This window comes from Agrococcus sediminis (genome assembly GCF_007923295.1).
GTDB lineage: Bacteria > Actinomycetota > Actinomycetes > Actinomycetales > Microbacteriaceae > Agrococcus > Agrococcus sediminis.
Genome location: NZ_VOIR01000019.1, coordinates 1 through 24,182 on the forward strand (window position 1 = coordinate 1; position 24,182 = coordinate 24,182).

The 24,182-nt window shown below is 71.9% G+C and carries 23 protein-coding genes and 3 tRNA genes; 19 read left to right on the forward strand and 7 right to left on the reverse strand.

From position 1 onward, the window contains the following. Positions 1 to 475 (reverse strand): helix-turn-helix domain-containing protein (locus FQ330_RS12745; protein ID WP_146358086.1); only part of this gene is annotated, 475 nt, incomplete at its 3' end. Positions 476 to 585: 110 nt separating this feature from the next. On the opposite strand from FQ330_RS12745, the gene FQ330_RS12750 reads away from it, so the two are divergent. Next, positions 586 to 1,527, forward strand: coding sequence for a PPK2 family polyphosphate kinase (locus FQ330_RS12750; RefSeq protein ID WP_146358088.1), 942 nt, complete (start codon positions 586 to 588; stop codon positions 1,525 to 1,527). Positions 1,528 to 1,541: 14 nt separating this feature from the next. Here the strand turns inward: FQ330_RS12750 and FQ330_RS12755 are convergent, their stop codons facing one another. Continuing rightward, a complete protein-coding gene (locus FQ330_RS12755) occupies positions 1,542 to 2,753 on the reverse strand; it encodes an isochorismate synthase (RefSeq protein ID WP_146358090.1) in 1,212 nt (403 codons plus the stop codon). A 66-nt stretch (positions 2,754 to 2,819) separates the two neighbouring features. Here FQ330_RS12755 and FQ330_RS12760 point away from each other — a divergent pair, with 66 nt between their 5' ends. The 4 genes from FQ330_RS12760 to FQ330_RS12775 are packed head-to-tail and all read left to right on the forward strand — an operon-like array spanning position 2,820 to position 6,750. Continuing rightward, entirely contained in the window at positions 2,820 to 3,581 is a 762-nt protein-coding gene (locus tag FQ330_RS12760) for a class I SAM-dependent methyltransferase (protein WP_404799858.1), read from the forward strand. Beyond that, positions 3,581 to 4,591, forward strand: a complete 1,011-nt coding sequence (locus tag FQ330_RS12765) for a polyprenyl synthetase family protein (RefSeq protein WP_146358092.1) — start codon at positions 3,581 to 3,583, stop codon at positions 4,589 to 4,591. The genes FQ330_RS12760 and FQ330_RS12765 overlap by 1 nt, the downstream gene beginning before the upstream one ends. Positions 4,592 to 4,640: 49 nt before the next feature. Next, positions 4,641 to 5,993 carry an FAD-dependent oxidoreductase gene (locus FQ330_RS12770; RefSeq protein WP_146358094.1) on the forward strand — a complete coding sequence of 451 codons (1,353 nt, stop codon included), beginning with the start codon at positions 4,641 to 4,643 and terminating at the stop codon, positions 5,991 to 5,993. Position 5,994: 1 nt separating this feature from the next. Continuing rightward, complete coding sequence (locus tag FQ330_RS12775) at positions 5,995 to 6,750, forward strand: sulfite exporter TauE/SafE family protein (protein ID WP_146358096.1); 756 nt, start codon at positions 5,995 to 5,997, stop codon at positions 6,748 to 6,750. A 4-nt stretch (positions 6,751 to 6,754) separates the two neighbouring features. Here the strand turns inward: FQ330_RS12775 and FQ330_RS12780 are convergent, their stop codons facing one another. Both FQ330_RS12780 and FQ330_RS12785 read right to left on the reverse strand, forming a co-directional pair. Beyond that, positions 6,755 to 8,206, reverse strand: coding sequence for a phospholipase D-like domain-containing protein (locus FQ330_RS12780; RefSeq protein WP_146358098.1), 1,452 nt, complete (start codon positions 8,204 to 8,206; stop codon positions 6,755 to 6,757). A gap of 20 nt (positions 8,207 to 8,226) precedes the next feature. Beyond that, the gene (locus FQ330_RS12785) at positions 8,227 to 8,715 is read right to left on the reverse strand and encodes a YajQ family cyclic di-GMP-binding protein (RefSeq protein ID WP_128188398.1); all 489 of its coding nucleotides are present in this window, start codon (positions 8,713 to 8,715) and stop codon (positions 8,227 to 8,229) included. Positions 8,716 to 9,034: 319 nt separating this feature from the next. Between FQ330_RS12785 and FQ330_RS13405 the strand changes: the two genes are divergently transcribed. Next, a complete protein-coding gene (locus FQ330_RS13405; protein ID WP_192575953.1) occupies positions 9,035 to 9,190 on the forward strand; it encodes a hypothetical protein in 156 nt (51 codons plus the stop codon). A 40-nt stretch (positions 9,191 to 9,230) separates the two neighbouring features. Here FQ330_RS13405 and FQ330_RS12790 read toward each other — a convergent pair. Continuing rightward, positions 9,231 to 9,312 (reverse strand) — tRNA-Tyr (locus FQ330_RS12790). Positions 9,313 to 9,403: 91 nt separating this feature from the next. On the opposite strand from FQ330_RS12790, the gene FQ330_RS12795 reads away from it, so the two are divergent. Beyond that, positions 9,404 to 10,207 carry an inositol monophosphatase family protein gene (locus FQ330_RS12795; RefSeq protein WP_128188397.1) on the forward strand — a complete coding sequence of 268 codons (804 nt, stop codon included), beginning with the start codon at positions 9,404 to 9,406 and terminating at the stop codon, positions 10,205 to 10,207. Between the two features lie 350 nt (positions 10,208 to 10,557). After that, positions 10,558 to 11,589 (forward strand): M23 family metallopeptidase, encoded by a 1,032-nt coding sequence (locus tag FQ330_RS12800; RefSeq protein WP_146358100.1) that lies wholly within the window; start codon positions 10,558 to 10,560, stop codon positions 11,587 to 11,589. A gap of 59 nt (positions 11,590 to 11,648) precedes the next feature. Here FQ330_RS12800 and FQ330_RS12805 read toward each other — a convergent pair whose 3' ends face one another. After that, positions 11,649 to 13,295 carry a glycoside hydrolase family 13 protein gene (locus FQ330_RS12805; protein ID WP_146358102.1) on the reverse strand — a complete coding sequence of 549 codons (1,647 nt, stop codon included), beginning with the start codon at positions 13,293 to 13,295 and terminating at the stop codon, positions 11,649 to 11,651. A 182-nt stretch (positions 13,296 to 13,477) separates the two neighbouring features. Here FQ330_RS12805 and FQ330_RS12810 point away from each other — a divergent pair, with 182 nt between their 5' ends. From FQ330_RS12810 to FQ330_RS12850, 9 genes are all read left to right on the forward strand, one after another. Further along, entirely contained in the window at positions 13,478 to 14,740 is a 1,263-nt protein-coding gene (locus tag FQ330_RS12810; RefSeq protein WP_146358104.1) for a sugar ABC transporter substrate-binding protein, read from the forward strand. A gap of 88 nt (positions 14,741 to 14,828) precedes the next feature. After that, positions 14,829 to 16,427 carry an ABC transporter permease subunit gene (locus FQ330_RS12815; protein ID WP_225792872.1) on the forward strand — a complete coding sequence of 533 codons (1,599 nt, stop codon included), beginning with the start codon at positions 14,829 to 14,831 and terminating at the stop codon, positions 16,425 to 16,427. Further along, positions 16,427 to 17,344 (forward strand): sugar ABC transporter permease, encoded by a 918-nt coding sequence (locus tag FQ330_RS12820; RefSeq protein ID WP_146358106.1) that lies wholly within the window; start codon positions 16,427 to 16,429, stop codon positions 17,342 to 17,344. The genes FQ330_RS12815 and FQ330_RS12820 overlap by 1 nt, the downstream gene beginning before the upstream one ends. A gap of 39 nt (positions 17,345 to 17,383) precedes the next feature. Beyond that, positions 17,384 to 18,916, forward strand: a complete 1,533-nt coding sequence (locus tag FQ330_RS12825; RefSeq protein ID WP_128188392.1) for a sodium-dependent transporter — start codon at positions 17,384 to 17,386, stop codon at positions 18,914 to 18,916. Further along, entirely contained in the window at positions 18,913 to 19,041 is a 129-nt protein-coding gene (locus FQ330_RS12830) for a methionine/alanine import family NSS transporter small subunit (protein WP_146358108.1), read from the forward strand. The genes FQ330_RS12825 and FQ330_RS12830 overlap by 4 nt, the downstream gene beginning before the upstream one ends. An 86-nt stretch (positions 19,042 to 19,127) precedes the next feature. Continuing rightward, positions 19,128 to 21,098: a glycoside hydrolase family 13 protein gene (locus FQ330_RS12835; RefSeq protein WP_128188390.1), complete on the forward strand. Its 1,971-nt coding sequence runs from the start codon at positions 19,128 to 19,130 to the stop codon at positions 21,096 to 21,098. A gap of 78 nt (positions 21,099 to 21,176) precedes the next feature. Further along, positions 21,177 to 21,248 (forward strand) — tRNA-Thr (locus FQ330_RS12840). A 38-nt stretch (positions 21,249 to 21,286) separates the two neighbouring features. Continuing rightward, a tRNA-Met gene (locus FQ330_RS12845) sits at positions 21,287 to 21,360 on the forward strand. A gap of 80 nt (positions 21,361 to 21,440) precedes the next feature. Beyond that, positions 21,441 to 22,025: a hypothetical protein gene (locus tag FQ330_RS12850; RefSeq protein ID WP_146358110.1), complete on the forward strand. Its 585-nt coding sequence runs from the start codon at positions 21,441 to 21,443 to the stop codon at positions 22,023 to 22,025. On the opposite strand, the gene FQ330_RS12855 is transcribed toward FQ330_RS12850, so the two are convergent. Continuing rightward, positions 21,988 to 22,647, reverse strand: coding sequence for a TetR/AcrR family transcriptional regulator (locus FQ330_RS12855; RefSeq protein WP_128188388.1), 660 nt, complete (start codon positions 22,645 to 22,647; stop codon positions 21,988 to 21,990). The genes FQ330_RS12850 and FQ330_RS12855 overlap by 38 nt on opposite strands. 77 nt (positions 22,648 to 22,724) lie before the next feature. Between FQ330_RS12855 and FQ330_RS12860 the strand changes: the two genes are divergently transcribed. After that, complete coding sequence (locus FQ330_RS12860; protein WP_225792873.1) at positions 22,725 to 23,729, forward strand: homocysteine S-methyltransferase family protein; 1,005 nt, start codon at positions 22,725 to 22,727, stop codon at positions 23,727 to 23,729. Between the two features lie 9 nt (positions 23,730 to 23,738). Beyond that, positions 23,739 to 24,182, forward strand: coding sequence for a MaoC family dehydratase N-terminal domain-containing protein (locus FQ330_RS12865; RefSeq protein ID WP_146358112.1), 444 nt, complete (start codon positions 23,739 to 23,741; stop codon positions 24,180 to 24,182).

The following is a 24,182-nucleotide window of genomic DNA, read 5'->3' on the forward strand; positions in this document are numbered from 1 at the left end:
TGCGCCAGCCGCCTCCATCCGGGATGCGGCCGAGCTTCTTGATGTCGACGTGGACCAGCTGGCCCGGCGCGGTCGCCTCGTAGCGGATCGGTGTCGGCCGCCGGGCCGGCAGCCCGGTCGCCTGATCCAGATGCGCCAGCGGCGGCATCCGGTAGCGGTGCAGCACCCGACCGACGGTCGAGCGCGGAACGCCCAAGTGGTAGCCGATGCGGTGCGGACCCCAGCGGCGCGAGAACCGCAGGCTCACGATCCGATGCTCCAGGCGCATCGGCGTCCGGCCCGGCGACGAGCCCGGCCGGGACGAGCGGTCCGTCATCGGCTCGCCATCGCGGAACCGGCGCGACCACCGCGACGCTGTCGCCGGAGACACCTGGAACCGCTCCGCCGCGCGCCGGACCGGCCAGCCCTGCTCGACGATCAGCCGAGCCAGCCGCTCCCTCCCAACCGCAGTCAAAGGAGCATTAGCGTGAACCATGAAGGCCTCCGTTTGGAAGAGTGAGCTTGGTAACCCACATCCTCCACGGAGGCCTTCACTCAACCCGAGCGTTCACAACCTCCCGGGGAAGTACAGCTAGTCTCTGGCCCATGACAGCGATCACCGACGCGCTCCGCATCACCCGCTCCGTCCGCCTCGACGAGGTGGATCCCGCATCCACGCCCGGCTTCGACGGCGACAAGCTCGCGGGGCGGGCGGCGCTCGCGGCCGGCGCCGACCACCTCTCGCAGCTGCAGGAGCGGCTGTACGCCGCGAGCAAGGCGGGCGACGAGCGCTCGGTGCTGCTCGTCGTGCAGGGGATGGACACCGCCGGCAAGGGCGGCATCATGCGCCACGTGCTCGGCCAGGTCGACCCGCAGGGCGTGAAGATCACGTCGTTCAAGGCGCCCACCGACGCCGAGAAGCGCCACGACTTCCTGTGGCGCTTCGAGCCGGCGCTGCCGACGGCCGGCCAGATCGCCGTCTTCGACCGCTCCCACTACGAGGACGTGCTGATCCACCGCGTGCGCGGCTTCTCGGCGCCCGACGTGATCCAGGAGCGCTACGGGAAGATCGTCGAGTTCGAGCGGGGGCTCGTGGAGCGCGGCATCGCGGTGGTCAAGGTGATGCTGCACGTCTCGTTCGAGGAGCAGGGCGCCCGCCTGCTCGAGCGTCTCGACCGCCCCGACAAGCACTGGAAGTACAACCCCAACGACGTCGAGGAGCGCACCCGCTTCCCCGACTACATGGAGGCGTACCAGATCGCCATCAACCGCACCGCGCGCGCCGCGGCGCCGTGGAACGTGGTGCCCGCCGACCGCAAGTGGTACGCGCGGCTCGCGGTGCAGGAGCTGCTCGTCGAGGCGCTCGAGGGCATCGACCCGCAGTGGCCCGAGGCCGACTTCGACGTCGCGGTCGAGCGCGAGAAGCTGATCGCCCTCGGCGGTACGCCGCCGACCGAGGAGGCGAAGGCCGAGGCGAAGGCGAAGGGCAAGGCCAAGGAGAAGCAGGCCAAGAAGGACAAGAAGCAGGCGAAGGCGGCGACCGAGTAGGGCGCCGCCTCCGGCTACGGCAGCGGGTCGGCGAGCGCGTCGGTGATCGGCCGCAGCTTCACAGCGGTCTCGGCGAGCTCGGCCGCGGGATCGGAGCCCGCGACGATGCCGGCGCCCGCGAACGCGCGGATCGCGCCGTCGGGCGCGATCTCGGCGCCGCGCAGCGCGATCACCCATTCGCCGCCGCCGTCGCCGTCGACCCAGCCGACCGGGCCCGCGTAGCGGCCGCGGTCGACGCCCTCGAGCTCGCGGATGATGCGCAGCGACGCCGCGCGCGGCGTGCCGGCGACCGCCGCGGTCGGGTGCAGCAGCGCGAGCACGTCGAGCGTCGAGCGCCCCTCGCCGAGCGTGCCGGTGATGTCGGTCGCGAGGTGCCAGAGGTTCGGCAGCCGCAGCGGGAACGGCTCCGACGCCCGCGCGTCGGGCGCGAGCTCGCGCAGCACCGCCATCGCCGAGTCGGCCGCGAACCGGTGCTCGCGCAGGTCCTTGTCGCCCGACGCGAGCGCCTCGGCGATCTCCGCATCGCGCGCCGGCGTCGCCCCGCGCGCCGCGGTGCCCGCGAGCACCCGCGAGAAGAAGTGCCCGCGGTGCGCCGCCACGAGCGTCTCCGGGCTCGCGCCGACGAGCCCGTCGACCGCGTACGTGACGGCATCGGGGTAGCGCTGCACGAGCCCGACCGCGACCGAGCGCACGTCGCCGTCGGGCGGCAGCTGCCCCACGCGGTCGCGCGCGACCACGAGCTTCTCGGCCTCGCCCGAGCGGATGCGCTCGGTCGCCTCGGCCACGACGGCCCGGTAGCGCTCGGCGTCGATCGCGCCGTCGGCCAGCTCCACGCGCACCTCGTCGACCGCTGTCGGGTGCAGGCGGCCCTCGTCGCCGATCCAGGTGATCCACTCGTCGTCGCCGCGGCGCCCCACCACCACCTGCGGCACGATGAGCACGCTCGTCGCCGCCGAGTCGTCGTCGAACGCGAAGGCGCCGAAGGCGACGAGCCCCGTGCCGGGCACGCCGACCGCGTCGTCGACGACCGCGTCCTGCGCGACCCGACGCCACGCATCCGCCGCGTCCGACAGCCGGGACGGGCCCGAGAACTCGAGCCGGAGCGCCTCGCCGCGGCCGACGATGCCGTCGACGCCGCGCCGGATCGCGAGCGGCGCGCGCGGGTCGGCGTGCTCCAGCAGGCGCCCGAGCTCCGCGCGCTCGGTGCGCACCCGCAGGCCTGGCATGCCTGCCAGCCTATGCCCGCGGAGCCTGGGCGGCGGCAGGGGAGCGGGCAGGCGGGGACGCCTAGGATGGAGCACGTGAGCCGAGCAGACATGCAGAAGGACCCGGACCAGGTCGCGGGCATGTTCGACGCGACGGCGAAGCGCTACGACCTGCTGAACTCGCTGCTGTCGGGCGGCAACGACCGCTTGTGGCGCATCCACATGCAGCGCGCCGTCGCCCCGAAGCCGGGCGAGCGCATCCTCGACGTCGCCGCCGGCACCGGCGCCTCGTCGGCGCCGACGGCGAAGGCGGGCGCGCTCGTCACCGCCCTCGACATCAGCCACGGCATGCTCGAGGAGGGCCGCAGGCGCCACCCCGACATCGAGTTCGTGCACGGCTCGGCCGAGGAGCTGCCGTTCGACGACGACACCTTCGACGCCGTCACCATCTCGTTCGGGCTGCGCAACGTGCAGCAGCCGCGCGCCGCGCTCAGCGAGTTCCACCGGGTGCTGAAGCCCGGCGGGCGCGTCATCGTGTGCGAGTTCTCCCAGCCGCCCGTGAACGTCGTGCGCAAGAGCTACGAGCTGTACCTGCGCACGGTGCTGCCGGGCCTCGCCAAGGCCGCCAGCAGCAACCCCGAGGCCTACCGCTACCTCGTCGAGTCGATCGCCTCGTGGCCCGACCAGCAGACGCTCTCGCAGTGGATCCGCACCGCCGGCTTCATCCGCGTCGCCCACCGCAACCTCACGCTCGGCGTCGTCGCGCTGCACCGCGGGCGCAAGCCGAGCGAGCAGACCGCTGCCATGCGCCTCGCGCGCCACGCGCAGCCGGAGGAGCAGGGCTCCTGATGCCGACCATCGCCGAGGCCTTCGGGCTCAGGGGGCCGCGGTTCGCGTCGCCCGCCGACTGCCGCGTCGTCGACGCGGTCGAGCGCGGGCTCGACGACCTCGAGGGCCGGCTCGACGCGCACGTGCGCGTCGCCGACCCCGTCGCCGACGCGGCCACCCGCTACCTGCTCGAGGCCGGCGGCAAGCGCGCCCGGCCGCTGCTGCTGCTGCTCGCCGCCCACCTCGGCTCCGGCATCGACGACCGCGTGCTCTCGGCGGCAGAGCTCGTCGAGATCACGCACCTCGCGAGCCTGTACCACGACGACGTGATGGACGAGGCCGACACCCGCCGCGGCGTGCCCTCGGCGCACACGGTGTGGGGCAACAGCGTCGCCATCCTCGCCGGCGACCTGCTGTTCGCGCGCGCCGGCCAGATCGCCGCGCCCCTCGGCTCGGAGGTCGCCGAGCTGCAGGCGCGCACCTTCGAGCGGCTGTGCCTCGGCCAGCTGCACGAGACGCTCGGCCCCGGCGACGCCGACCCGGTCGACCACTACCTGCAGGTGCTCTCCGACAAGACCGGCTCGCTCATCGCCGCCGCGGCGGAGCTCGGCGTCGTCGTGAGCGGCGCCGACGCCGCGCACCGCGCTCCGCTGCGCGAGTTCGGCGAGCGCATCGGCGTCGCCTTCCAGCTCGTCGACGACGTGATCGACCTCTCCGCCGACCCCGAGACCGGCAAGGACCAGGGCAACGACGTGCGCGCGGGCGTCGCCACCCTCCCGGTGCTGCTGCTCGCCCGACGCGACGACGACGCATCCGCGGCCCTGCTCGCGCGCCTGCGCGAGCCGGCCGACGACGACGACCTCGCCGCCGCCGTCGCCGAGCTCGCTCAGCACCCGGTGGTCGACGACACCGTGGCCGAGGCGGAGCGCTGGCAGCGCGAGGCGCTGCAGGCGCTCGCGTCGCTGCCCTCGGGCACCGTGCGGCGCGCGCTCGAGGCCTTCGCCGAGCACGTCGTCTCGCGCACCCGCTGACTTCGCACCAGACCGGGCGGCGCGGCCGCCCCGCATCCCGAGGAGGACCGTGAGCGCTCCGCTCCGCATCGCCGTGGTCGGCGCCGGCCCCGCCGGCATCTACGCCGCCGACATCCTGAAGAAGTCGGTCGCCGAGGCCGGCGGCGACGTGCTCATCGACCTGTTCGAGCACCTGCCCGCGCCCTACGGGCTCGTCCGCTACGGCGTCGCGCCCGACCACCCGCGCATCAAGGGCATCATCGCGGCGCTCCGCGAGGTGCTCGAGTCGGGCGTCGTGCGCCTGTTCGGCAACGTGCGCTTCGGCGAGGACATCCACGTGGCCGACCTCGAGCGGCTCTACCACGGCGTGATCTTCGCCACCGGCGCCACGAAGGACGCCCCGCTCGAGATCCCCGGCATCGACCTGCCCGGCTCCTACGGCGCCGCCGACTTCGTCTCCTGGTACGACGGCCACCCCGACGTGCCCCGCGAGTGGCCGCTCGAGGCGAAGGAGATCGCCGTCATCGGCAACGGCAACGTCGCGCTCGACGTCGCCCGCATGCTGGTGAAGCACCCGGAGGACCTGCTGCCCACCGAGGTGCCCGCCAACGTCGTCGCCGGCCTCGAGGCATCCCCGGTCACCGACGTGCACGTCTTCGGCCGCCGCGGCCCGCTCGGCGTGAAGTTCACGCCGCTCGAGCTGCGCGAGCTCGGCGAGCTGCGCGACGTCGACATGATCCTCCACGACGAGGACTTCGGCGTCGACCCGGACGAGGAGCAGCAGAAGCAGAACAAGCAGATCCTCGTCATCTCGCGCGTGCTCGACCAGTGGCGCCAGCGCGAGGTCGGCCACGCCTCCCGCCGCCTGCACCTGCACTTCTGGTCGCGGCCGGAGGCGGTGCTCGGCGACGGGCGGGTCGAGGCCCTGCGCGTCGAGCGCACGCGCCCGACCGAGCACGGCCTCGAGGGCACCGGCGAGCACCGGGAGATCCCCGTGCAGGCCGTCTACCGCGCAGTCGGCTACTTCTCGTCCCCGCTGCCGGAGGTGCCCTTCGACGAGCGCCGCGGCGTCATCCCGAACATCGCCGGCCGCGTGCAGGACGGCTCGCGCCCCGTGCCCGGCATGTACGCGACAGGCTGGATCAAGCGCGGACCGGTGGGCCTCATCGGCCACACGAAGTCCGACGCGAAGGAGACCATCGAGCAGCTGCTCTCGGACGAGCACTCGTGGTGGACGCCCGAGCCGTACGACGCGGATGCCGTGCCGCGGCTGCTCGCCGAGCGCGGCGTCGCCTGGACCGACATCGCCGGCTGGATCCGCCTCGACGAGCACGAGATGGCGCTCGGCGCCCCGCATGGCCGCGCCCGCGTCAAGATGGTGCCGCGCGACGAGATGATCGCCGTCTCGCGCGACGAGCGCTGACTTGGAGCCCGCCGGGCTGCTGCTGATCGCGCTCGCCGCCGTCGGCGCGGGCGCGATCAACGCGGCGGCCGGCGGCGGCACGCTCATCACCTTCCCGGCGATGCTCGCGGCAGGCATGAGCCCGCTCGCGGCGAACATGACGTCGTCGATCGGCCTGCTGCTCGGCACGCTCGGCGGCGCGTGGAGCTACCGGCAGGAGCTGCGCCGCCAGCGTCGCCGGTTCCTCGTGAACGCGGCGGTCGGCGGCGCGGTCGGCGCGGTGCTGCTGCTGCTCACGCCCTCCGACGCGTTCACCGCGATCGTGCCCTGGCTCGTGCTCGCGGCGGCCGCGCTGTTCGCCGTGCAGCCGCTCATCGCCGCCCGGCTCGGGCGCTCGGCGGACGACGCCTACGACGTGGATGCGACGGGCGGCTGGGCGGCGAAGGTCGCGTTCGTGCTCATCGGCGTCTACGGCTCCTACTTCGGCGCCGGCATCGGCGTGATGATGCTCGCGATGCTCGGCCTCCTGATCCACGACTCGCTGCAGCACCACAACGCGCTGAAGAACGTCGTCGCGGGCGTCATCAACGGCACGGGCGCGCTCATCCTCGCCTTCTCGCCGCTCGTCGAGTGGGACGTCGTGGTCGTGATGCTCGGCGGCTCGCTGCTCGGCGGCATCGCCGGCGGGTGGCTGTCGCGGCGGGTGCCGTCGTGGCTGCTGCGCGCCGTCGTGATCGCCTTCGCGCTGGGGGTGGCGCTCGCGATGCTGCTCGGCTGAGCGGCTACTGCAGCGCCGAGCTCAGGCGCGCGATGCTGTCGAACATCTGCGCCACCCGGTGCCGGGCCATCCACGCCTCGAGCGTGAGCTCGGTCGACTGCTGGCGGTACGCCTCGGCGATCCCCTCGAGCTGCGCCACCATCCCGTGGCCCTCGACGAGCATCGAGACCTCGAAGTTCAGGCCGAACGAGCGCATGTCGATGTTCGACGAGCCGATCACCGAGACCTGGTCGTCGAAGGTCATGAACTTCGAGTGCAGCACCGTCGGCTTCGCGAAGAGGGTGATGCGCACGCCCGCCCGCAGCAGCTCCTCGTAGTAGGAGCGCTGCGCGTGGTACGTCCAGAACTGGTCGCCGATCTCGCTCGCGAAGAGCTCGACGTCGACGCCGCGCATCGCCGCCGACGTGATCGCGTAGCGCATCGTCTCGTCGGGCACGAAGTAGGGGCTCACGATCGTGATGCGCTCCTGCGCCGCGTGCACGAGCTCGACGAAGATGCGCAGGTTGATCTCGCCCTCGAAGCCGGGGCCGGAGGGCACGACGGATGCGTTGAGGTCGCCGTCGGGCGTCGTCGCGCTGGTCGCGAGCTCGGCGAGCTCGTTCGTCTCGGCCCACCAGTCCGACCAGAACAGCACGTCGAGGGCGCGCACGGGAGGCCCCGAGAACTCGAGCCAGGTGTCGCGCCACTGCAGGCCGCGGCGGAGGTTCTTGCGCAGCAGGTAGGAGGGGTCGACGAGGTTGAGCGAGCCCGTGAAGCCAACGGCGCCGTCGATGACGACGAGCTTGCGGTGGTTGCGCAGGTCGGGCCGCTGCCACTGCCGGCGGAGGGGGCGCAGCGGCAGCATGTCGCGCCACTCGGCGCCCATCGCCTCGAGCCTCGCGATGGTCTGCTTGCGGCGCGGGTAGCGGCGGCTCGTGAGGTGGTCGACGAGCACCCGCACGGTGACGCCGCGCGCGGTCGCGCGCTCGAGCGCGGCGAAGAACACCTCGGTGCGCTCGGAGGCGACGAGCAGGTAGAACTCGACGTGCACGAACGACTCGGCCTCGTCGATGCGCCGCGCCATCGCCTCGAGCTGCGCGTCGAACTCGTCCCACACGATCGCCTCGGCCGGGCCGAGGTGCGGCATCGACGACAGGGAGCGGTTGAGCTGCAGGATGCCGCCGAGCCACTCCGGCCGGTCGCGGGGCGCGGGCGCGTCGTCGATGTCGAGCGTGCTCTCGCCGATGAGCTCCTGGATGGCGGCCATCTTCTCGCGCCGCCCCCGCGAGAGGCGGTTGTTGCCGAGCAGGCCGAACAGGATCCAGCCGAGGATGGGCTGGATCATGATGATGAGCAGCCACGCGATCGCCGAGGCGGGCCGCCGCTCGTAGGGGACGACGACGAGCGCGAGCAGGCGCAGCCCGATGTCGAGTGCGATGAAGAGCGCGCCGAGGACCTGCGCGACGGTCGGGTCCACCTGGTTCGCTCAGCCCGGCGTCAGCGGAAGTTGACGAACTGCAGGTCGATGTCGAGGTCGGCGCCCTTGAGCAGCTGGATCGTCGCCTGCAGGTCGTCGCGGCTCTTCGAGGTGACGCGCACCTCGTCGCCCTGGATCTGCGTCTTGACGGTCTTGGGGCCCTGCTCGCGGACGAGCTTCGTGACCTTCTTGGCGTCCTCGCTCGAGATGCCGTCCTTCAGGCCGATCTCGATGCGGAACTCCTTGCCCGAGGGGTAGGGGTCGCCCTGGTCGAGCATCTTCAGGTCGATGCCGCGCTTGATGAACTTCGACTGCACGACGTCGAGCACCGCCTTGACGCGCTCCTCGCTGGAGGCCTTCAGCAGCAGCTTCTCGCCGCTCCACGCGACATCCGCCCCGACGCCCTTGAAGTCGTAGCGCTGCTCGACCTCCTTGCGCGCCTGGTTGACGGCGTTGTCGGCCTCCATCTTGTCGACCTTGCTGACCACATCGAACGAGGAATCTGCCATGCCCCGATCCTAGGCGTCCCCGCCCCTCCGCCCCATCCCTCGCCGAGCGGCGCCGCTCGGGAGAGGCCGCGGGGAACGACGAAGCCCCGCCTCGAGGGCGGGGCTTCCGGATGTGGCGAGTGAGGTGTGCTGGTTCACGACATCGTTCACATCTGAGTCGGGACATCGTTCACATCGACGATGAGGCGTGTCGAAGTCGCGCCTCCTGCACGAGCCGCATGGCCCGCTCCCGCAACTCCTGCGGGTACTTCTTTGGTGCTGGCATGGCCATCATCCTCTCGGGGAATCAGACCCTCCACCAGAACCGGGGCGATTCACCGTGCTCATCCTCGCCGACCGGCACACGGTCACGGTCACCGACAGCCACACCGGCGAAGTCCTCGCCACCCACACCGTCGACCCGGACCGGCTCTACTGGCGCAACCAACAGAGAAGCCCCGGCCGATGGCCGGGGCTTCCCCAACAACAACGATGACGCGGAACATCTATCAACGATGTCCCGCGTCATCACAATGTGGCGAGTGAGGGATTCGAACCCCCGAAGTCGATGACAGCTGATTTACAGTCAGATCCCTTTGGCCGCTTGGGTAACTCGCCGAGGCCGTGCAGGCCGTCGTCAAGGATACATGGCCCACAGGAGCGCCTGCGACCTCCGCGCGACCTCCGTCGCGTTCGGTAGGTTCGAGGCATGCGCGAGCTCCACGAACTGAACGTCGGGCTCGCCGTCGAGGCGGCCGAGCTCGCGCGCACGCGCCGGGCCGAGGGCGTCGCGGTGGCCGCGAGCAAGTCGAGCCTCGTCGACATCGTCACCGAGGCCGACCGCGAGGTCGAGCGGCTCGTGGTCGACCGCATCCGCACCGCGCGCCCCGACGACGGCATCCTCGGCGAGGAGGGCACGAGCGTCGCGGGCACGTCGGGCCTCACGTGGGTCATCGACCCGATCGACGGCACCGTCAACTACTTCTACGACATCCCCGCGTACGCGGTCTCGATCGCGCTCGTCGAGGGCGAGCCCGACCCGACCACCTGGCGCGCCGTCTCCGCCGCCGTCGTCAACGCCGCGACGGGCGAGCGCTACGAGGCGCTCCGCGGCGGCGGCGCCCGCCGCGACGGCCGCGAGATCCGGGTGGCGGATGCGGTGCCCGCCGAGGTCGCGCTCGTCGCGACCGGCTTCGGTTACGACGCGGGCCGCCGGCAGCGGCAGGCGGCCGTCGTGCAGCGCCTGATCGGCTCGGTGCGCGACATCCGCCGGGGAGGCTCGGCCTCGCTCGACCTGGCCTGGGTGGCCAGCGGGAGGCTGAACGCCTACTACGAGATCGGGCTGCAGCCGTGGGACATGGCGGCCGGCGCCCTGCTCGTCGAAGAGGCCGGCGGAGTCGTGCGCGGATGGCAGGGGGCGCCGGCGAGCACCGCGTTCCTGTTGGCGGGACACGCTCAGGTCGCCGACGAGCTGGCCGTGCTGCTCGCAGACATGCGCCCCGACGAGATGTGACGATCGGACACGCCCTTGTCTCGCCGTTATCGATCCGTTACATTTGGTGGTCGGAGCGTGCGACGAGAGCATTCCCAGCGTGCCTTTGCACCTGACGTCCGGTTCATGCCACGATCGGTGACGGCAGGGCTGCCATTCCGCTGGATCCAGCGCTTCGCGAACCCTGTGACCACGACCTCTAGGACGGCCCCCGCGTGACCAACCCCACCCGACGAGCACTCCGCTCGTCTGCTGAGGACGTCAGGCGACCCGCCGAGCAGGGGCTCACCCGACGCCAGCTGCGCGAGCAGCAGCGCGCGGCCGAGTCGATCGCGCTCACCGCGAGCGAGGCGCGCGCCGCCGAGCGCGTCATGGTCGTCGAAGGCTCCGCTCCGCTCTACACGACCCGTCGCGCCATGCGCGAGGCGGCCACGCGCGTCGCCCACGAGCTGCCCGTGCAGATCGCCGAGCCGACCTTCACCGAGCCGCTCATCACCGTCGACGCCCCGTCGCTCGGCAACGGCGGCGACCAGGTGCCGGGCGTGCGCCAGCCGCGCGCGCTCGCACCCCGCGTCGTGCGGCAGACCGTCGCGATCGCGCCGCCGCCGCGCCGCACCTCGAGCCTGCGCGGCATCGCGCGGAAGATCACCGCCGGCGGCGCGCTCTTGTTCATTGGCTCGCTGGTCGTCGTGACCTCGCTGCCCGCGCAGGCGGTGCAATCCCCGGAGGAGCTCTCGGCTGAGATCGCTCAGATCGACGCTGGGCAGCAGACGCTGGCGGGCAACGAAGCGGACTCCACGTCGTACTTCTCGCGAGACGACATCGTCGTCACTGACGAGATTGCCGAGGCGCGTATGTCGGCGGGTGAGCTTGCGGCATTCCAGGCCGTCGCCGATGCAGAGCCGACGGGCGCGTCCTACGGCGGCGACCCAGCTTTCCCACGTACGTGGAGCATGCTGCAGACCAGCGTGGCTCAGTCGCCATTCCCCTCGTTGGCTCAGCTTCCCGTGTCGAGCGGCTTCGGCAACCGTCCCGGCGGATTCCATGGGGGGACTGACATCCCCCTACCGCTGGGAACGGAGATCCGCCCGATCGCGAACGGCGTGGTATCAGCCGTATGGCAGGGCAACAACCCTGGTGGCGGGGGCTACGTCGTCTTCATCGACCACAACATCGACGGCCAGTTCGTGCAGTCCTGGTACGCGCACATGCTGCCCGGCTCGATCCAGGTCGAGGTCGGCCAGGTCGTCGACATCACGACCGTCGTCGGCCAGGTCGGCAGCTCCGGGCGCTCGACGGGCCCGCACCTGCACCTCGAGCTGAAGAACAGGGAGTACGTTTCGTTCGATCCGATGCTCTGGTTGCAGACGCGCGAGATGGACCTCGAGTACCGCGGCTACTGACGCATCCGCGCGACGAAGGGCCCCGCCGAGCGGCGGGGCCCTTCGTCGTCGCCGGCGCGTCAGCCGGTGCGCACCCACACGACGTCGTCGGCCGAGAGCGAGGCGGAGTCGAGCGGCGACGACGACAGCAGGATCTCGCCGCGCGGCACGTCGACGGCGTCGTGCCCGAGGTTCGCCACCACGGTCACCCCTCCGTTCCGGAACGCGAGCGCGGTCGGGCCCACGTCGAGCCACTCGAGCGCGCCCGAGCCGAGCTGCAGCTCCTGCCGCAGCGCGAGGGCGCGCCGGTACATCTCGAGCGTCGAGCCGGCGACGCCCTCCTGCGCGTCGCGCGCGAGCTGCGCCCACAGCGGCGGCTGGGGGAGCCACGTCTCGCCCGTGCCGCTGAAGCCGTACGCGGGCGCGTCGGCCTCCCACGGGATCGGCACGCGGCACCCGTCGCGGCCCCACAGCTCGCCCTGCGTGCGCGCGAACGTCGGGTCCTGCCGCTGGTGCGGCTCGATCGCGGTGACCTCGGGCAGCCCGAGCTCCTCGCCCTGGTACAGGTAGGCGCCGCCGGGCAGCGCCAGCATGAGCGCGGTCGCGGCGCGGCCGCGGCGCAGCGAGACGACCGGGTCGGCCTTCGACTTCGAGGTCGGGCCGATGCCGGCGCCGTGGGGCGGCGGGGGCACGAGTGCGAGGCGCGTGCGGTGCCGGATCGTGTCGTGGTTCGAGAGCACCCAGGTGGGCGGGGCCCCGACCTCGCCGAAGGCGCGGATCGAGTCGTCGATCACCTGGCGCAGCAGGGTCGCGTCCCACGGCGTCTCGAGGTAGACGAAGTTGAAGGCTTGGTGCATCTCGTCGGGGCGCACGAACCGCGCCATCTTCTCGAGCGGGCTCACCCACGCCTCGGCGCACAGCACGCGGTCGCCCTCGTACTCCTCGAGCACCAGGCGCCAGCGGCGGTAGATCTCGTGCACGTGCTCCTGGCCGAAGAACGGTGAGTCCATCGAGCCGGCGGCGATGAGCTCCGCGTCGACGTCGGGCAGGCCCTCCGCCTTCGCGTTGCCGTGCGCCACGTCGACGCGGAAGCCGTCGACGCCCCGGTCGAGCCAGAAGCGCAGCACCTCGACGAACATGTCGCCGACGACCGGGTTGTCCCAGTCGAAGTCGGGCTGCGAGGTGTCGAACAGGTGCAGGTACCACTGGCCGTCCGGCACGCGCGTCCAGGCGGGGCCGCCGAAGACGCTCTGCCAGTTGTTGGGCGGCAGCTCGCCCTGCTCGCCCTTGCCGTCGCGGAAGATGTAGCGCGAGCGGGCCTCGCTGCCGGGCGCCGAGCGGAGCGCCTCCTGGAACCACACGTGCTCGTTCGAGGAGTGGTTGGGCACCAGGTCGACGATCACCCGCAGGCCGAGCCTGTGGGCCGTCTCGAGCATCCGGTCGAAGTCGTCGAGCGTGCCGAACAGCGGGTCGACGTCCATGTAGTCGGCGACGTCGTAGCCGGCGTCGCGCTGGGGGGAGCGGTAGAAGGGGCTGAGCCACACGGCGTCGACCCCGAGCTCGGCGACCGCCGGCAGGCGGGACGCGATGCCGGCGAGGTCGCCGACACCGTCGCCGGATGCGTCGGCGAAGCTGCGCGGGTAGATCTGATAGATGACTGCGGAGCGCCACCACTCGCCGCCGGGGGCGGCCTGGAGCGCTGCGGACTGCGTCTGAGCGTCGGTCATGGCACCAAGGCTAGGGGAGGGCGCCCTCGGGCTCACCCGGGTGGCGAAGGTCACGACTTGCCAACGATTGCGCCGAGCGCGCCGCCCTCGGCTTGCATGACCGGGTGACGTCGGCCACGATGAGCCGGGCACTGCCGACGATGGCCGTCGGCGACGGAGCCCCACAAGCGAAAGAAGGCACCATGAAGCACAGCGGCCTCATGAAGGCGGCCGGGGTCGGAGCGCTCGCGCTCACGCTCGCGGCCTGCGCCGGCGGCGGCACCCCCGCCCCCACGGAGGGCGGCAGCGAGAGCCCGGCGCCCCAGGGCGGCGGCGAGCTCGTCGTCTGGATGGACGAGAACCGCGCCGCGGCGCTCGAGGGCGTCGTCTCGACGTTCGAGGAGGAGACCGGCACGACCGTCGAGGTCGTCATCAAGGACTTCGGCACCATCCGCGACGACCTGACGACCCAGGCGCCCTCCGGCGAGGGCCCCGACGTGGTCCTCGGCGCCCACGACTGGATCGGCAAGCTCGTCCAGAACGGCGTCATCTCCCCGGTCGAGCTCGGCGAGATCGCCGGCGACTTCGAGGAGGTCTCGATCCAGGCCATGACCTACGAGGGCTCCGTCTACGGCGTGCCCGTCTCGATCGAGAACATCGCGCTCGTGCGCAACACGGCCCTCGCGCCCGAGGCGCCCGCGTCGTGGGACGACCTCGTCGCGACCGGCCAGGCCGCGGTGGAGTCCGGCGAGGCGGAGTTCCCGCTGCTCGTCGGCATCGACCCGAACAACGCCGACCCGTACCACCTGTACCCGATGCAGGCGTCGTTCGGCGGCCCCGTCTTCGGCATCAACGAGGACGGCTCGTACAACGCCGACGACCTGCAGCTCGGCAACGAGGGCAACGTCGCGTTCGCGACCGCGCTCGGCGAGTGGGGCGCGCAGGGCATCATCAACCCGAACATCTCGCAGGACATCGCCAAGGAGCAGTTCGCGAACGGCGCCTCGCCGTACACGATCACCGGTCCGTGGAACCTCAGCACCTTCCAGGACGCGGGCATCGAGTACGCGGTGAGCGAGATCCCCTCGGCCGGCGGGCAGCCCGCCACGCCGTTCGTCGGCGTGCAGGGCTTCATGGTCTCGGCCTACGCCAACAACCCGATCGTCGCGGCGCAGTTCATCACCGAGTACGTCGCCGGCGAGGAGGCCCAGACGGCCATCTTCGAGTCGGGCCAGCGCGCCCCCGCGCTGTCGTCGGCCTTCGAGGCCGCGCAGTCGAACGAGGACGTCGCAGCGTTCGGCGCCGTCGGCGCCGAGGGCGTCCCGATGCCGAACATCCCCGAGATGGACGCGCTGTGGGCCGACTGGGGCACCACCGAGGCGCAGATCATCGCGCAGCAGGGCGGCGACCCCGCCGCGCTGTGGACCGCGATGGCGGAGAAGATCCAGGGCAGCCTGGAGGGCTGATCCCCTCATGGCGGCGGCCGGCCCTGCTGGGGCCGGCCGCCGTCCCATCCCATCGGCCGCGCCCATCCGGGGCGCAGAGGAGATCCGTGTGACGACGAAGTCCGCCCCGAAGGCGCCCGCGAAGGCCCCGAAGCGGGGCATCCACCACCAGCCGCCGAGCATGCGCGTGCTCGCCGTGAAGATCGTGCTGCTCTCGCTCGTCGACGCCGTCGCCGTGTTCGCGATGTCGGCGCTCTTCTTCAAGGGCGACTACGCGGTCGCCGGCATCGTGCTCATCGTCACGCTGCTGGTCAACTGGATCTACCTCAGCCCGGGCCTGCTGCCCGCGAAGTACCTCACGCCGGGCCTCATCTTCCTCGGCATCTTCCAGATCTTCGTGATCGTCTACTCGATGATCATCGCCTTCACGAACTACGGCGACGGCCACAACTCCACCAAGGAGGACGCCGTCGCATCGATCGTGCTGCAGAACACGCAGCGAGTGGAGGGCTCGCCCGCCTACCGCGTCACCGTCGTCGACGGCCTGGGCGGACTCGGCCTGCTCGCGACCTCCCCCGAGGGCGAGGTGCTCGTCGGCACCCAGGAGGAGCCGCTCGAGCCCGTCGACCCGGGCGCCGTCACGCTCGAGGGCGAGCGCGCCGTCGCCGTCGAGGGCTGGACGAGCCTCGCCATGCAGGACATCCTGCAGCGCCAGCAGGAGATCGCCGCGCTGCAGGTGCCGCTCTCCGACGACCTCGCCGACGGCTTCCTGCGCACCACCGACGCGGTGAACGCCTACGTCTTCGAGTCGACCTTCGTCTACGACGAGGCCGCCGGCACCATGACCGACACGCTCACCGGCACGGTCTACGAGGATCGGGGCAACGGCGCCTTCGAGTCCGCCGACGGCCAGCAGCTCGGCACCGGCTGGCAGATCTTCGTCGGCGGCCAGAACTTCCTCTACCCGTTCGAGAACCCCCGCTACGGCGGTGCGCTGCTGTCGGTGATGGCCTGGACGTTCGCGTTCGCGATCCTGTCGGTCGGCATCTCGTTCTTCCTCGGCCTCTTCCTCGCGATCGCGCTCAACGACCCGCGCATGAGGTCGAAGCAGGTCTACCGGGTGCTGTCGATCCTCCCGTACGCGTTCCCGTCGTTCCTCGGCGCGCTCGTGTGGCTGGGCCTGCTCAACACCGAGTTCGGCTTCGTCAACAACGCCATCTTCGGCTCCGCCGACATCCCGTGGCTCACCGATCCGTGGCTCGCGAAGGTCTCGATGATCGTCGTGAACGTCTGGCTCGGCTTCCCCTACATGTTCCTCATCTGCCTCGGCGCGCTGCAGTCGATCCCGGAGGAGCTCACCGAGGCGGCCGCGGTCGACGGCGCGACGGGCTGGCAGGTGTTCGGCCGCATCAAGTTCCCGCTGCTGCTCGTCTCGACGGCGCCGCTGCTGATCTCGTCGTTCGCGTTCAACTTCAACAACTTCAACACCATCTACATGCTCACGCGCGGCGGCCCGCGCATGCAGGGCATCGAGGAGAACGTCGGGCACACCGACCTGCTCATCACCCTCGTCTACAAGACCGCGTTCGAGGGCGGCACCCGCGACTACGGCCTCGCGGCCGCGCTCTCGATCATCATCTTCATCGTCGTCGCGACCGTCTCCGCGATCGCGTTCCGTCGCACCAAGGCGCTGGAGGATCTCAACTGATGAGCATCGACTCGAACCCGGTCGCCCCGCCGAAGGAGCGCACCCCCGTCCCGCAGCCCCGCATGCGGTTCGGCAAGTGGATGCGCGAGCTCGGCTGGCGGCACCTCGTCGGCATCGCGGTGGTCATCTTCGCGACCTTCCCGCTCGTCTACGTGCTGAGCGCCTCCCTCAACCCCGGCGGCACCCTCACCGGCTCGAACGTGCTGTTCCGCGAGCTGTCGGTGCAGAACTACGTCGACCTCTTCAGCGACCCTCGCCGGCCCTACGGCGCCTGGTTCGCGAACACCATGATCGTCGGCATCGCGACGTCGATCGGCACGGTGTTCCTCGGTGCGCTCGCCGCCTACGCGTTCAGCCGGATGCGCTTCACCGGCAGGCGGCCGGGCCTCCTCGCGCTCATCATCGTGCAGATGTTCCCGCAGCTGCTCGCGGTGGTCGCGATCTACCTGCTCATGCGCGGCATCGGCGAGGTGTTCCCCGCGATCGGCCTCGACTCGCTCATCGGCCTGATCATGGTCTACCTGGGCGGCGCGCTGGGCGTGAACACCTACCTGATGTACGGCTTCTTCAACACCGTGCCCGCGTCGATCGACGAGGCGGCGAAGCTCGACGGGGCCGGCCACGCCCGCATCTTCTTCACGATCATCCTGCGGCTCGTGGCGCCCATCCTCGCCGTCATCGGCCTGCTGTCGTTCATCGGCACGACGAGCGACTTCGTGCTGTCGTCGGTCATCCTCACGAGCCCTGACAAGCTGACGCTCGCGGTGGGCCTGTTCCGCTACGTCTCGGAGGAGACGAGCACCAACTACCCGGTCTTCGCGGCCGGCGCGGTGCTCGCGGCCATCCCCGTGATGGTGCTCTTCCTCTGGCTGCAGAAGTACATCGTCAGCGGCCTCACCGCGGGCGCCGTCAAGTAGGGCGTGCCGCGGCGCGCCGCGGTGTGGCACGGTAGGGGCATGTCCCAGACGCGTGCGCCGATCGACCGAGGCCGGTTCTCGAACAAGACGGTCTTCATCATGGCCGCGATCGGCTCCGCCGTCGGGCTCGGCAACATCTGGCGCTTCCCCTACGTGGCCTACGAGGGCGGCGGCGGAGCGTTCATCCTGCCCTACCTCGTGGCGCTGCTCGTGGCCGGCATCCCGCTGCTCCTGCTCGACTACGCGATCGGCCACTCGCAGCGCGGCTCGGCGCCGCTGTCGTTCGCGCGGCTGTCGCGGCGGCTCGAGTTCATCGGCTGGTGGCAGGTCGCCATCTGCGTCGTCATCTCGGTCTACTACGCGGCGATCCTCGCCTGGTCGGTGCAGTACGTCGGCTTCTCGTTCACGCAGGCGTGGGGCGACGACCCCGAGACCTTCTTCTTCGCCGACTTCCTGCAGGCCGCCGAGACGGGCGTCACGCTCGACTTCGTGCCGGCCGTGCTCATCCCGATGGTCATCATCTGGGCGGTGGCCATCGCGGTCATGGCGCTCGGCGTCCAGAAGGGCATCGGCGCGACCGCGGTCATCTTCATCCCGGTGCTGCTGATCGCCTTCGGCGCGCTCGTCGTGCAGGCGCTCACGCTCCCGGGCGCGATCGACGGCCTCCAGACCCTCTTCGAGCCCAACTGGGCGGCGCTGCTCGATCCGGCCGTCTGGGCGAGCGCCTTCGGCCAGATCTTCTTCTCGCTCTCGGTCGGCTTCGGCATCATGATCACCTACGCCTCGTACGTGGGCCGCAAGATCGACATGACGGGCTCCGGCTTCGTCGTCGGCTTCGCCAACTCCGGCTTCGAGCTGCTCGCCGGCATCGGCGTGTTCGCGGCGCTCGGCTTCCTCGCACAGGCATCGGGCGCGGCGGTCGCCGACGTGGTGGCCGGCGGCATCGGCCTCGCCTTCATCGCCTTCCCGGCGATCATCTCCGAGGCCCCGTTCGGGGCGCTGCTCGGCGTGCTCTTCTTCGTCTCGCTCGTGCTCGCCGGCTTCACGTCGCTCGTGAGCATCCTCGAGGTCGTCATCTCGGCCGTGCGCGACAAGCTCGAGATGAGCCGCATCGCCGCGACGCTCGCCGTGACCGTGCCGATGGCGGCCATCAGCATCCTGCTCTTCACGACCACGAGCGGCATCCTCGTGCTCGACATCGCCGACTACTTCATCAACCGCTTCGGCATCCTGCTCGTCGCGCTCGTCGCCATGCTGGCCGTGGCGTGGGCGGTGCGGCGCGTGCCGTGGTTCGCCGACCACATGAGCCGCTACGGCTCGGTGCGCCTCGGCCGCTGGTGGGTCGTGCTCGTCACGTTCGTCACGCCGGTGCTGCTCGCGATCATGCTCGTGCTCGAGCTCGTGACCGCGATCGGCGAGCCCTACGGCGGGTTCCCGGCGTGGATGCTCGGCGTGTTCGGGTGGGGAGTCGCGGGCGCCGCGCTCGTGGCCGGCATCCTGCTCTCGATCCCGAAGTGGAAGGCGACGACGCCGCTCGAGGCGCCGGAGCACGACGAGGAGGTGATCCGATGACCGCCGGAGCGATCGTGATGATGGTCGCGGCCATGGTCGTCCTGTGGGGCGGTCTCGCCGCGGCGATCGTGAACATCGTCCGCTTCCAGGGCGAGGAGCCCGCCGACTCGGGGCGCGACCTCTGAGCCCGGTCGAGCTTCCCCGAACCCCGCGGCTCCGGGCCGAGACCCCGCGGTTTCGGGAAGCTCGACGCGTGCCCTAGCGTGGTCGGGTGCTCCAGCCCCACCACGACGGCTCCGCCCTCCACGTCTCGACCCTGACGCCCTCGCTCGGCGACACGGTGCGGGTGCGCCTGCGCATCCCGATCGCCCACGACGAGCCGCTCGAGGTGCTCGTGCGGTCGAACCCCGACCGCGAGCCGTTCTTCAACAAGGCCGTGCACATCGGGACCGCGGGCGCCTACCACTGGTGGGAGGCCGAGATCCGGGTCGCGAACCCCGTGCACCGCTACCGCTGGCTCGTGCACTGGCAGTCGGGGCAGACCGACTGGATCAACCAGGAGGGCGTGCACCGCATCGAGACGCGCGACGACGCCGACTTCGCGCTCGTCGCGCACGAGCCGCCGCCGGCGTGGGCGACGGATGCGGTGCTCTACCAGGTGTTTCCCGACCGGTTCGCGCGCTCGGCGCAGGCCGACGAGCACCCCACGCCCGCGTGGGCGGTCGCGGCGGCCTGGGACGACCCGGTGGTCGGCTCCGGCCCGGGCGTCTCCGAGCAGCTCTACGGCGGCGACCTGCCGGGCGTCGAGGCGCACCTCGACCACCTCGTCGACCTGGGCGCGACGGTGCTGTACCTGACCCCCGTCTTCCCGGGCGACTCCAACCACCGGTACAACGCATCCACCTTCGACGTCGTCGACCCGCTGCTCGGCGGCGACGAGGCGCTCGTCTCGCTCGTCGAGGCGGCCCACGCGCGCGGCCTGAAGGTGATGGGCGACCTCACCAGCAACCACACGGGCGACACCCACGCGTGGTTCCGCGCCGCCGCGGCGTCGGAGGATGCGCCGGAGCGGGAGTTCTACTACTTCCATGAGGGCGGCACCTACGCCTCGTGGCTCGGCCACGCCTCGCTGCCGAAGCTCAACTGGAACAGCCAGGAGCTGCGCGACCGCTTCATCGAGGGCCCCGACTCGGTGGTGGGGCGGTGGCTGCGCCCGCCGTTCTCGCTCGACGGGTGGCGCATCGATGTGGCCAACATGACCGGCCGCTACGAGGGCGACGACCTCAACGCCGAGGTGCGCCAGATCATCCGGCGCACGATGCTCGACATCAACCCCGACACCCTGCTGCTCGGCGAGTCGACGAACGACGCGACCGACGACTTCCAGGGCGACGCGTGGCACGGCGCGATGACCTACGCCAACTTCACGCGGCCCGTGTGGGGCTGGCTGTCGGTGCCGGGCTCCGCGGCGTTCGGGGGCCTCGGCATGGCGCGCTCGGTGATCCCGTCGTACACCGGCGTCGACCTGCACGCGCAGCACCAGCGCTTCGTCGCGGGCATCCCGTGGCGCACGCGGCTGCACAACATGAACGCGCTCGACACGCACGACACGCCCCGCTTCGCGACGAACGCGCTCCCCGGTGCCGTGCCCGTTGCGCTCGGCATGGCGGTGTCGCTGCCGGGCATCCCGGTGGTGTGGGCCGGCGACGAGCTGGGCCTCACCGGCGTCAACGGCGAGGACTCCCGCACCCCGATGCCCTGGGCGACGCTCGACGAGCACGCCGGCACGATCGCCCTGCACCGCGAGCTGCTCGCGCTGCGCGCCGACCAGCCGGCGCTGCGGGGCGGGGGGATGCGCTGGGTCCACGTGGGCGAGGAGGTGCTCGTCTGGGTGCGCGAGAGCGCCGAGTCGAGCGTGCTGTGCGTCGCCGCGCGCGGCTTCTACGACGTGGTCGTCGAGGAGGGCGTGCTGAGCCTCGAGGGCGAGCCGGCGCCGCTGTTCGGCGACGGCGGAGCGAGCACCTTCGGCTTCGGCGGCCTGCGCCTCACCGGCTCCGGGCCCTCGTTCGCCGCGTGGTCGCTCCCGGGTGTCGAGGTGCCGCGCACCGACGACGAGGAGGAGCGGGAGCTGCTGGCGCTGCTCGACGAGAACGCCTCGCAGGACGCCGCGCTCGCGCACGGCGAGCCGGCCGCGCCGACGCTCACCGCCGCCTGGAGCAAGGACACGCTGCACGAGGACTGACCGGCGCCGGCCCCGCCCCGGCAGGTGTCGAGGGGCCCGCGCGCGGTGCTATGATTTTCCGGTTGCCTACGAGGCAGCGCCCCGATAGCTCAGTGGTAGAGCACTTCCATGGTAAGGAAGGGGTCGCGAGTTCAATCCTCGCTCGGGGCTCGCGTTCGCTTGATGCTTCGTGCTTGGGTGGGCGTCCTGGCGGGGTAGCTCAGTTGGTGAGAGCGCACGACTCATAATCGTGAGGTCGCGGGTTCGAACCCCGCCCTCGCTACCGCCAGTCGGAAGGGGATCGGGCCATCGGCCCGGTCCCCTTCGCTGTCCCCGGCGCCGCTCGCTGGCTAGCCTCGGGGCATGCGCTCGCGCTTCGTGCGACGGTGGATCGCCTGGGTCTCGATCGGCGAGGCCTGCGGCTTCGCGGTCGCGGCCGCCGCGGGCGTGCTCGCCGAGGCGCTGCGCCTCGGCGACGCCGAGCGGCTGGTGCTGCTCGTCGCCGCGGGCGCGGTCGAGGGCGCGGCGCTCGCGACCGGCCAGCACGCGGCGATGGAGCGCGACCGGCCGCGACGGGCCGCCTGGGTCGGCGCGACCGCGGCGGCGGCGTCGCTCGCGTGGCTGCTCGGCATGCTGCCGAGCACGGTGGGGCTGCCGGAGGGGCCGTGGACGGTCGTGCTGCTGGTCGTGGGCGGCGTCGTGCTGCTCGCGACCATCCCGGTCGCGCAGTGGCTCGTGCTGCGCCGCCCCGGCGCGGGCCGGTGGGTGCCGATCAGCATGGGCGCCTGGCTCGTGGCCATCCTGTGGACCGCGGCGCCGTCGCCGTTCGTGGACGAGTCGAGCCCGGTGCTGCTCGTGGTCGCGCTCTACGTCGTGGCGGGCGCGCTCATGGCGGTGACGGTCGCGGCGCTCACGGCGCCGCTCGCCCGCTCGCTCTTCGCGCGCTGAGCTGCTCCGCGACGCCCCCGGGCGCCGACGGCCCGCTCGCGAGCACCGCGGCGACGGCGGTGCGCAGCACACCGAGCTGCTCGCGCAGGTGCTCCGTGCCGCCGGTGGCGCGCGCCAGGAGCTGCGCGCCCTCGAGGGTCACGAACACGTGGTCGGCCCACGCCTCCGCATCGAGGTGCGCCGCTGGGCGTGCGGCCGCCGCCGCGCGCAGCAGCCCGAGCACGACCGCGCGAGAAGCCTGGGCGGCGCGCTGCACGGGCGCGACCGCCGCGGCGCCCAGCAGCTCGTGCTCGGCGAGCGCCGACGCGGCGAGCGAGCCCGGGCGCGCTGCGGCGCGCTCGAGCTCCGCGAGGAACGCGTCCACGCGCTCCACGGGATCGTCGACGGATGCGGTGCGGTCGTGGGCGCGCAGCAGCAGGGCGACGAGGTGGTCGGCGTGGCGGTCGAGCAGCGTGCGCGCGAGCTCCCGCTTCGACGGGAAGTGGTGGAAGAACGCGCCCTTGCTGGTGCCGGCCGCGCCGATCACCTCGTCGAGCGCGGTGCCGGAGAAGCCGCGGCGCAGCACGAGCCGCTCGGCGGCGTCGAGGATGCGCTGGCGGTTGGAGGAGCCGTCCCGAGGCATGGACGGACCGTACCAGACCGAGTAGTCTGCTACCCGCGGGCGAGCCCGCTCGCACCTCTCGACCGAGGAGGCCCCCGATGGCCGAGCTCGCGCCCCGGTCCATGGCTCCCACCATCGCCGCGAAGCCCTCGCACCACCACCACCGCGTGCCCGTGCGCGCCGGCCTCGCCTGGCCGAGCCCGGCGCATCCGTTCGTCACCGACGGCGGGCTCGAGACCGACCTCATCTACAACCGCGGCGAGCGGCTGCGTGAGTTCGCCGCCTACCCGCTGCTGCGCACCGAGCGCGGGCGCGCGGTGCTCGACGACTACTACGACGGCTACGCCGCGGTGGCACGGGCCCACGGGGCCGGGCTCCTGCTCGAGACGCCCACCTGGCGGGCGAGCGCCGACTGGGGCGCGAGGCTCGGCGACGACCGGCGCGCGCTCTACGACGTCAACGTGCTGGCGGTGCACCACCTGCTGGCGCTGCGCGAGCGCTACGCCGACATCCGCGACGTGCTCGTCAGCGGCGCGATCGGCCCGCGCGCCGACGCGTACGCCGACATCCCGCCCGTCGACCCCGACGACGCGCACACGTACCACGAGCCGCAGATCGGCGCCTTCGCCGAGGGCGGCGCGCACCTCGTGACCGGCTTCACGCTCTCCGACCCCGGCGAGGCGATCGGCATCGCCCGCGCCGCCTTCTTCCACGGGCTGCCGGCGGTCATCGGCTTCACCGTGGAGGAGGACGGCCGGCTCCGCGGCGGCATGCCGCTGCGCGAGGCGATCGAGCTCGTCGACGCCGAGACCGACACCGTGCACTACATGGTCAACTGCGCGCATCCGCAGCACGTCCTCCGCGGGCTGGGGGAGGGCGGCGCCTGGCTCGGACGCATCGCGAGCGTGCGGTGCAACGCGTCGACCCGCACCCACGCCGAGCTCGACCGCGCGACCCGCCTCGACGCCGGCGACATCGACGAGCTGCGGCGCGGGCACGACGCGCTCCGCGAGCGCCTGCCCGGCCTGTCGGTGATCGGCGGCTGCTGCGGCACCGACGCGAGCCACGTCGCCGCCCTCTGGGAGGAGCGCCGCTCTGCCTAGACTGGCCGGGTGCCAGTGAACCCCGAGATCCAGGGCAGGCAGTATCCGCCCACGGCCCCCTACCTGGTCGGCCGCGAGAAGGTGCGCGAGTTCGCGCGCGCCGTGCAGGCCGCGCACCCCGAGCACCTCGACGTCGAGGCCGCCCGCGCCGCCGGCCACGCCGACGTCGTCGCGCCGCCCACGTTCCCGATCGTCATCCAGGAGCTCACCCTGCGGCAGCTGCTCGACGACGACAGCGCCGGCGTCGACTTCACGCGCGTCGTGCACGGTGACCAGCGCTTCACCGCGTCGCGGCCGATCGTGGCCGGCGACGAGCTCTCGGCGCAGCTCACCGTCACGAGCGTCAAGTCGCTCGGCGGCAACGACATGGTGACGAGCGAGAGCGTCATCACGGATGCGCGGGGCCGGCACGTGGTCACGGCCACGTCGACGCTCGTGGTGCGGGGGGAGTGA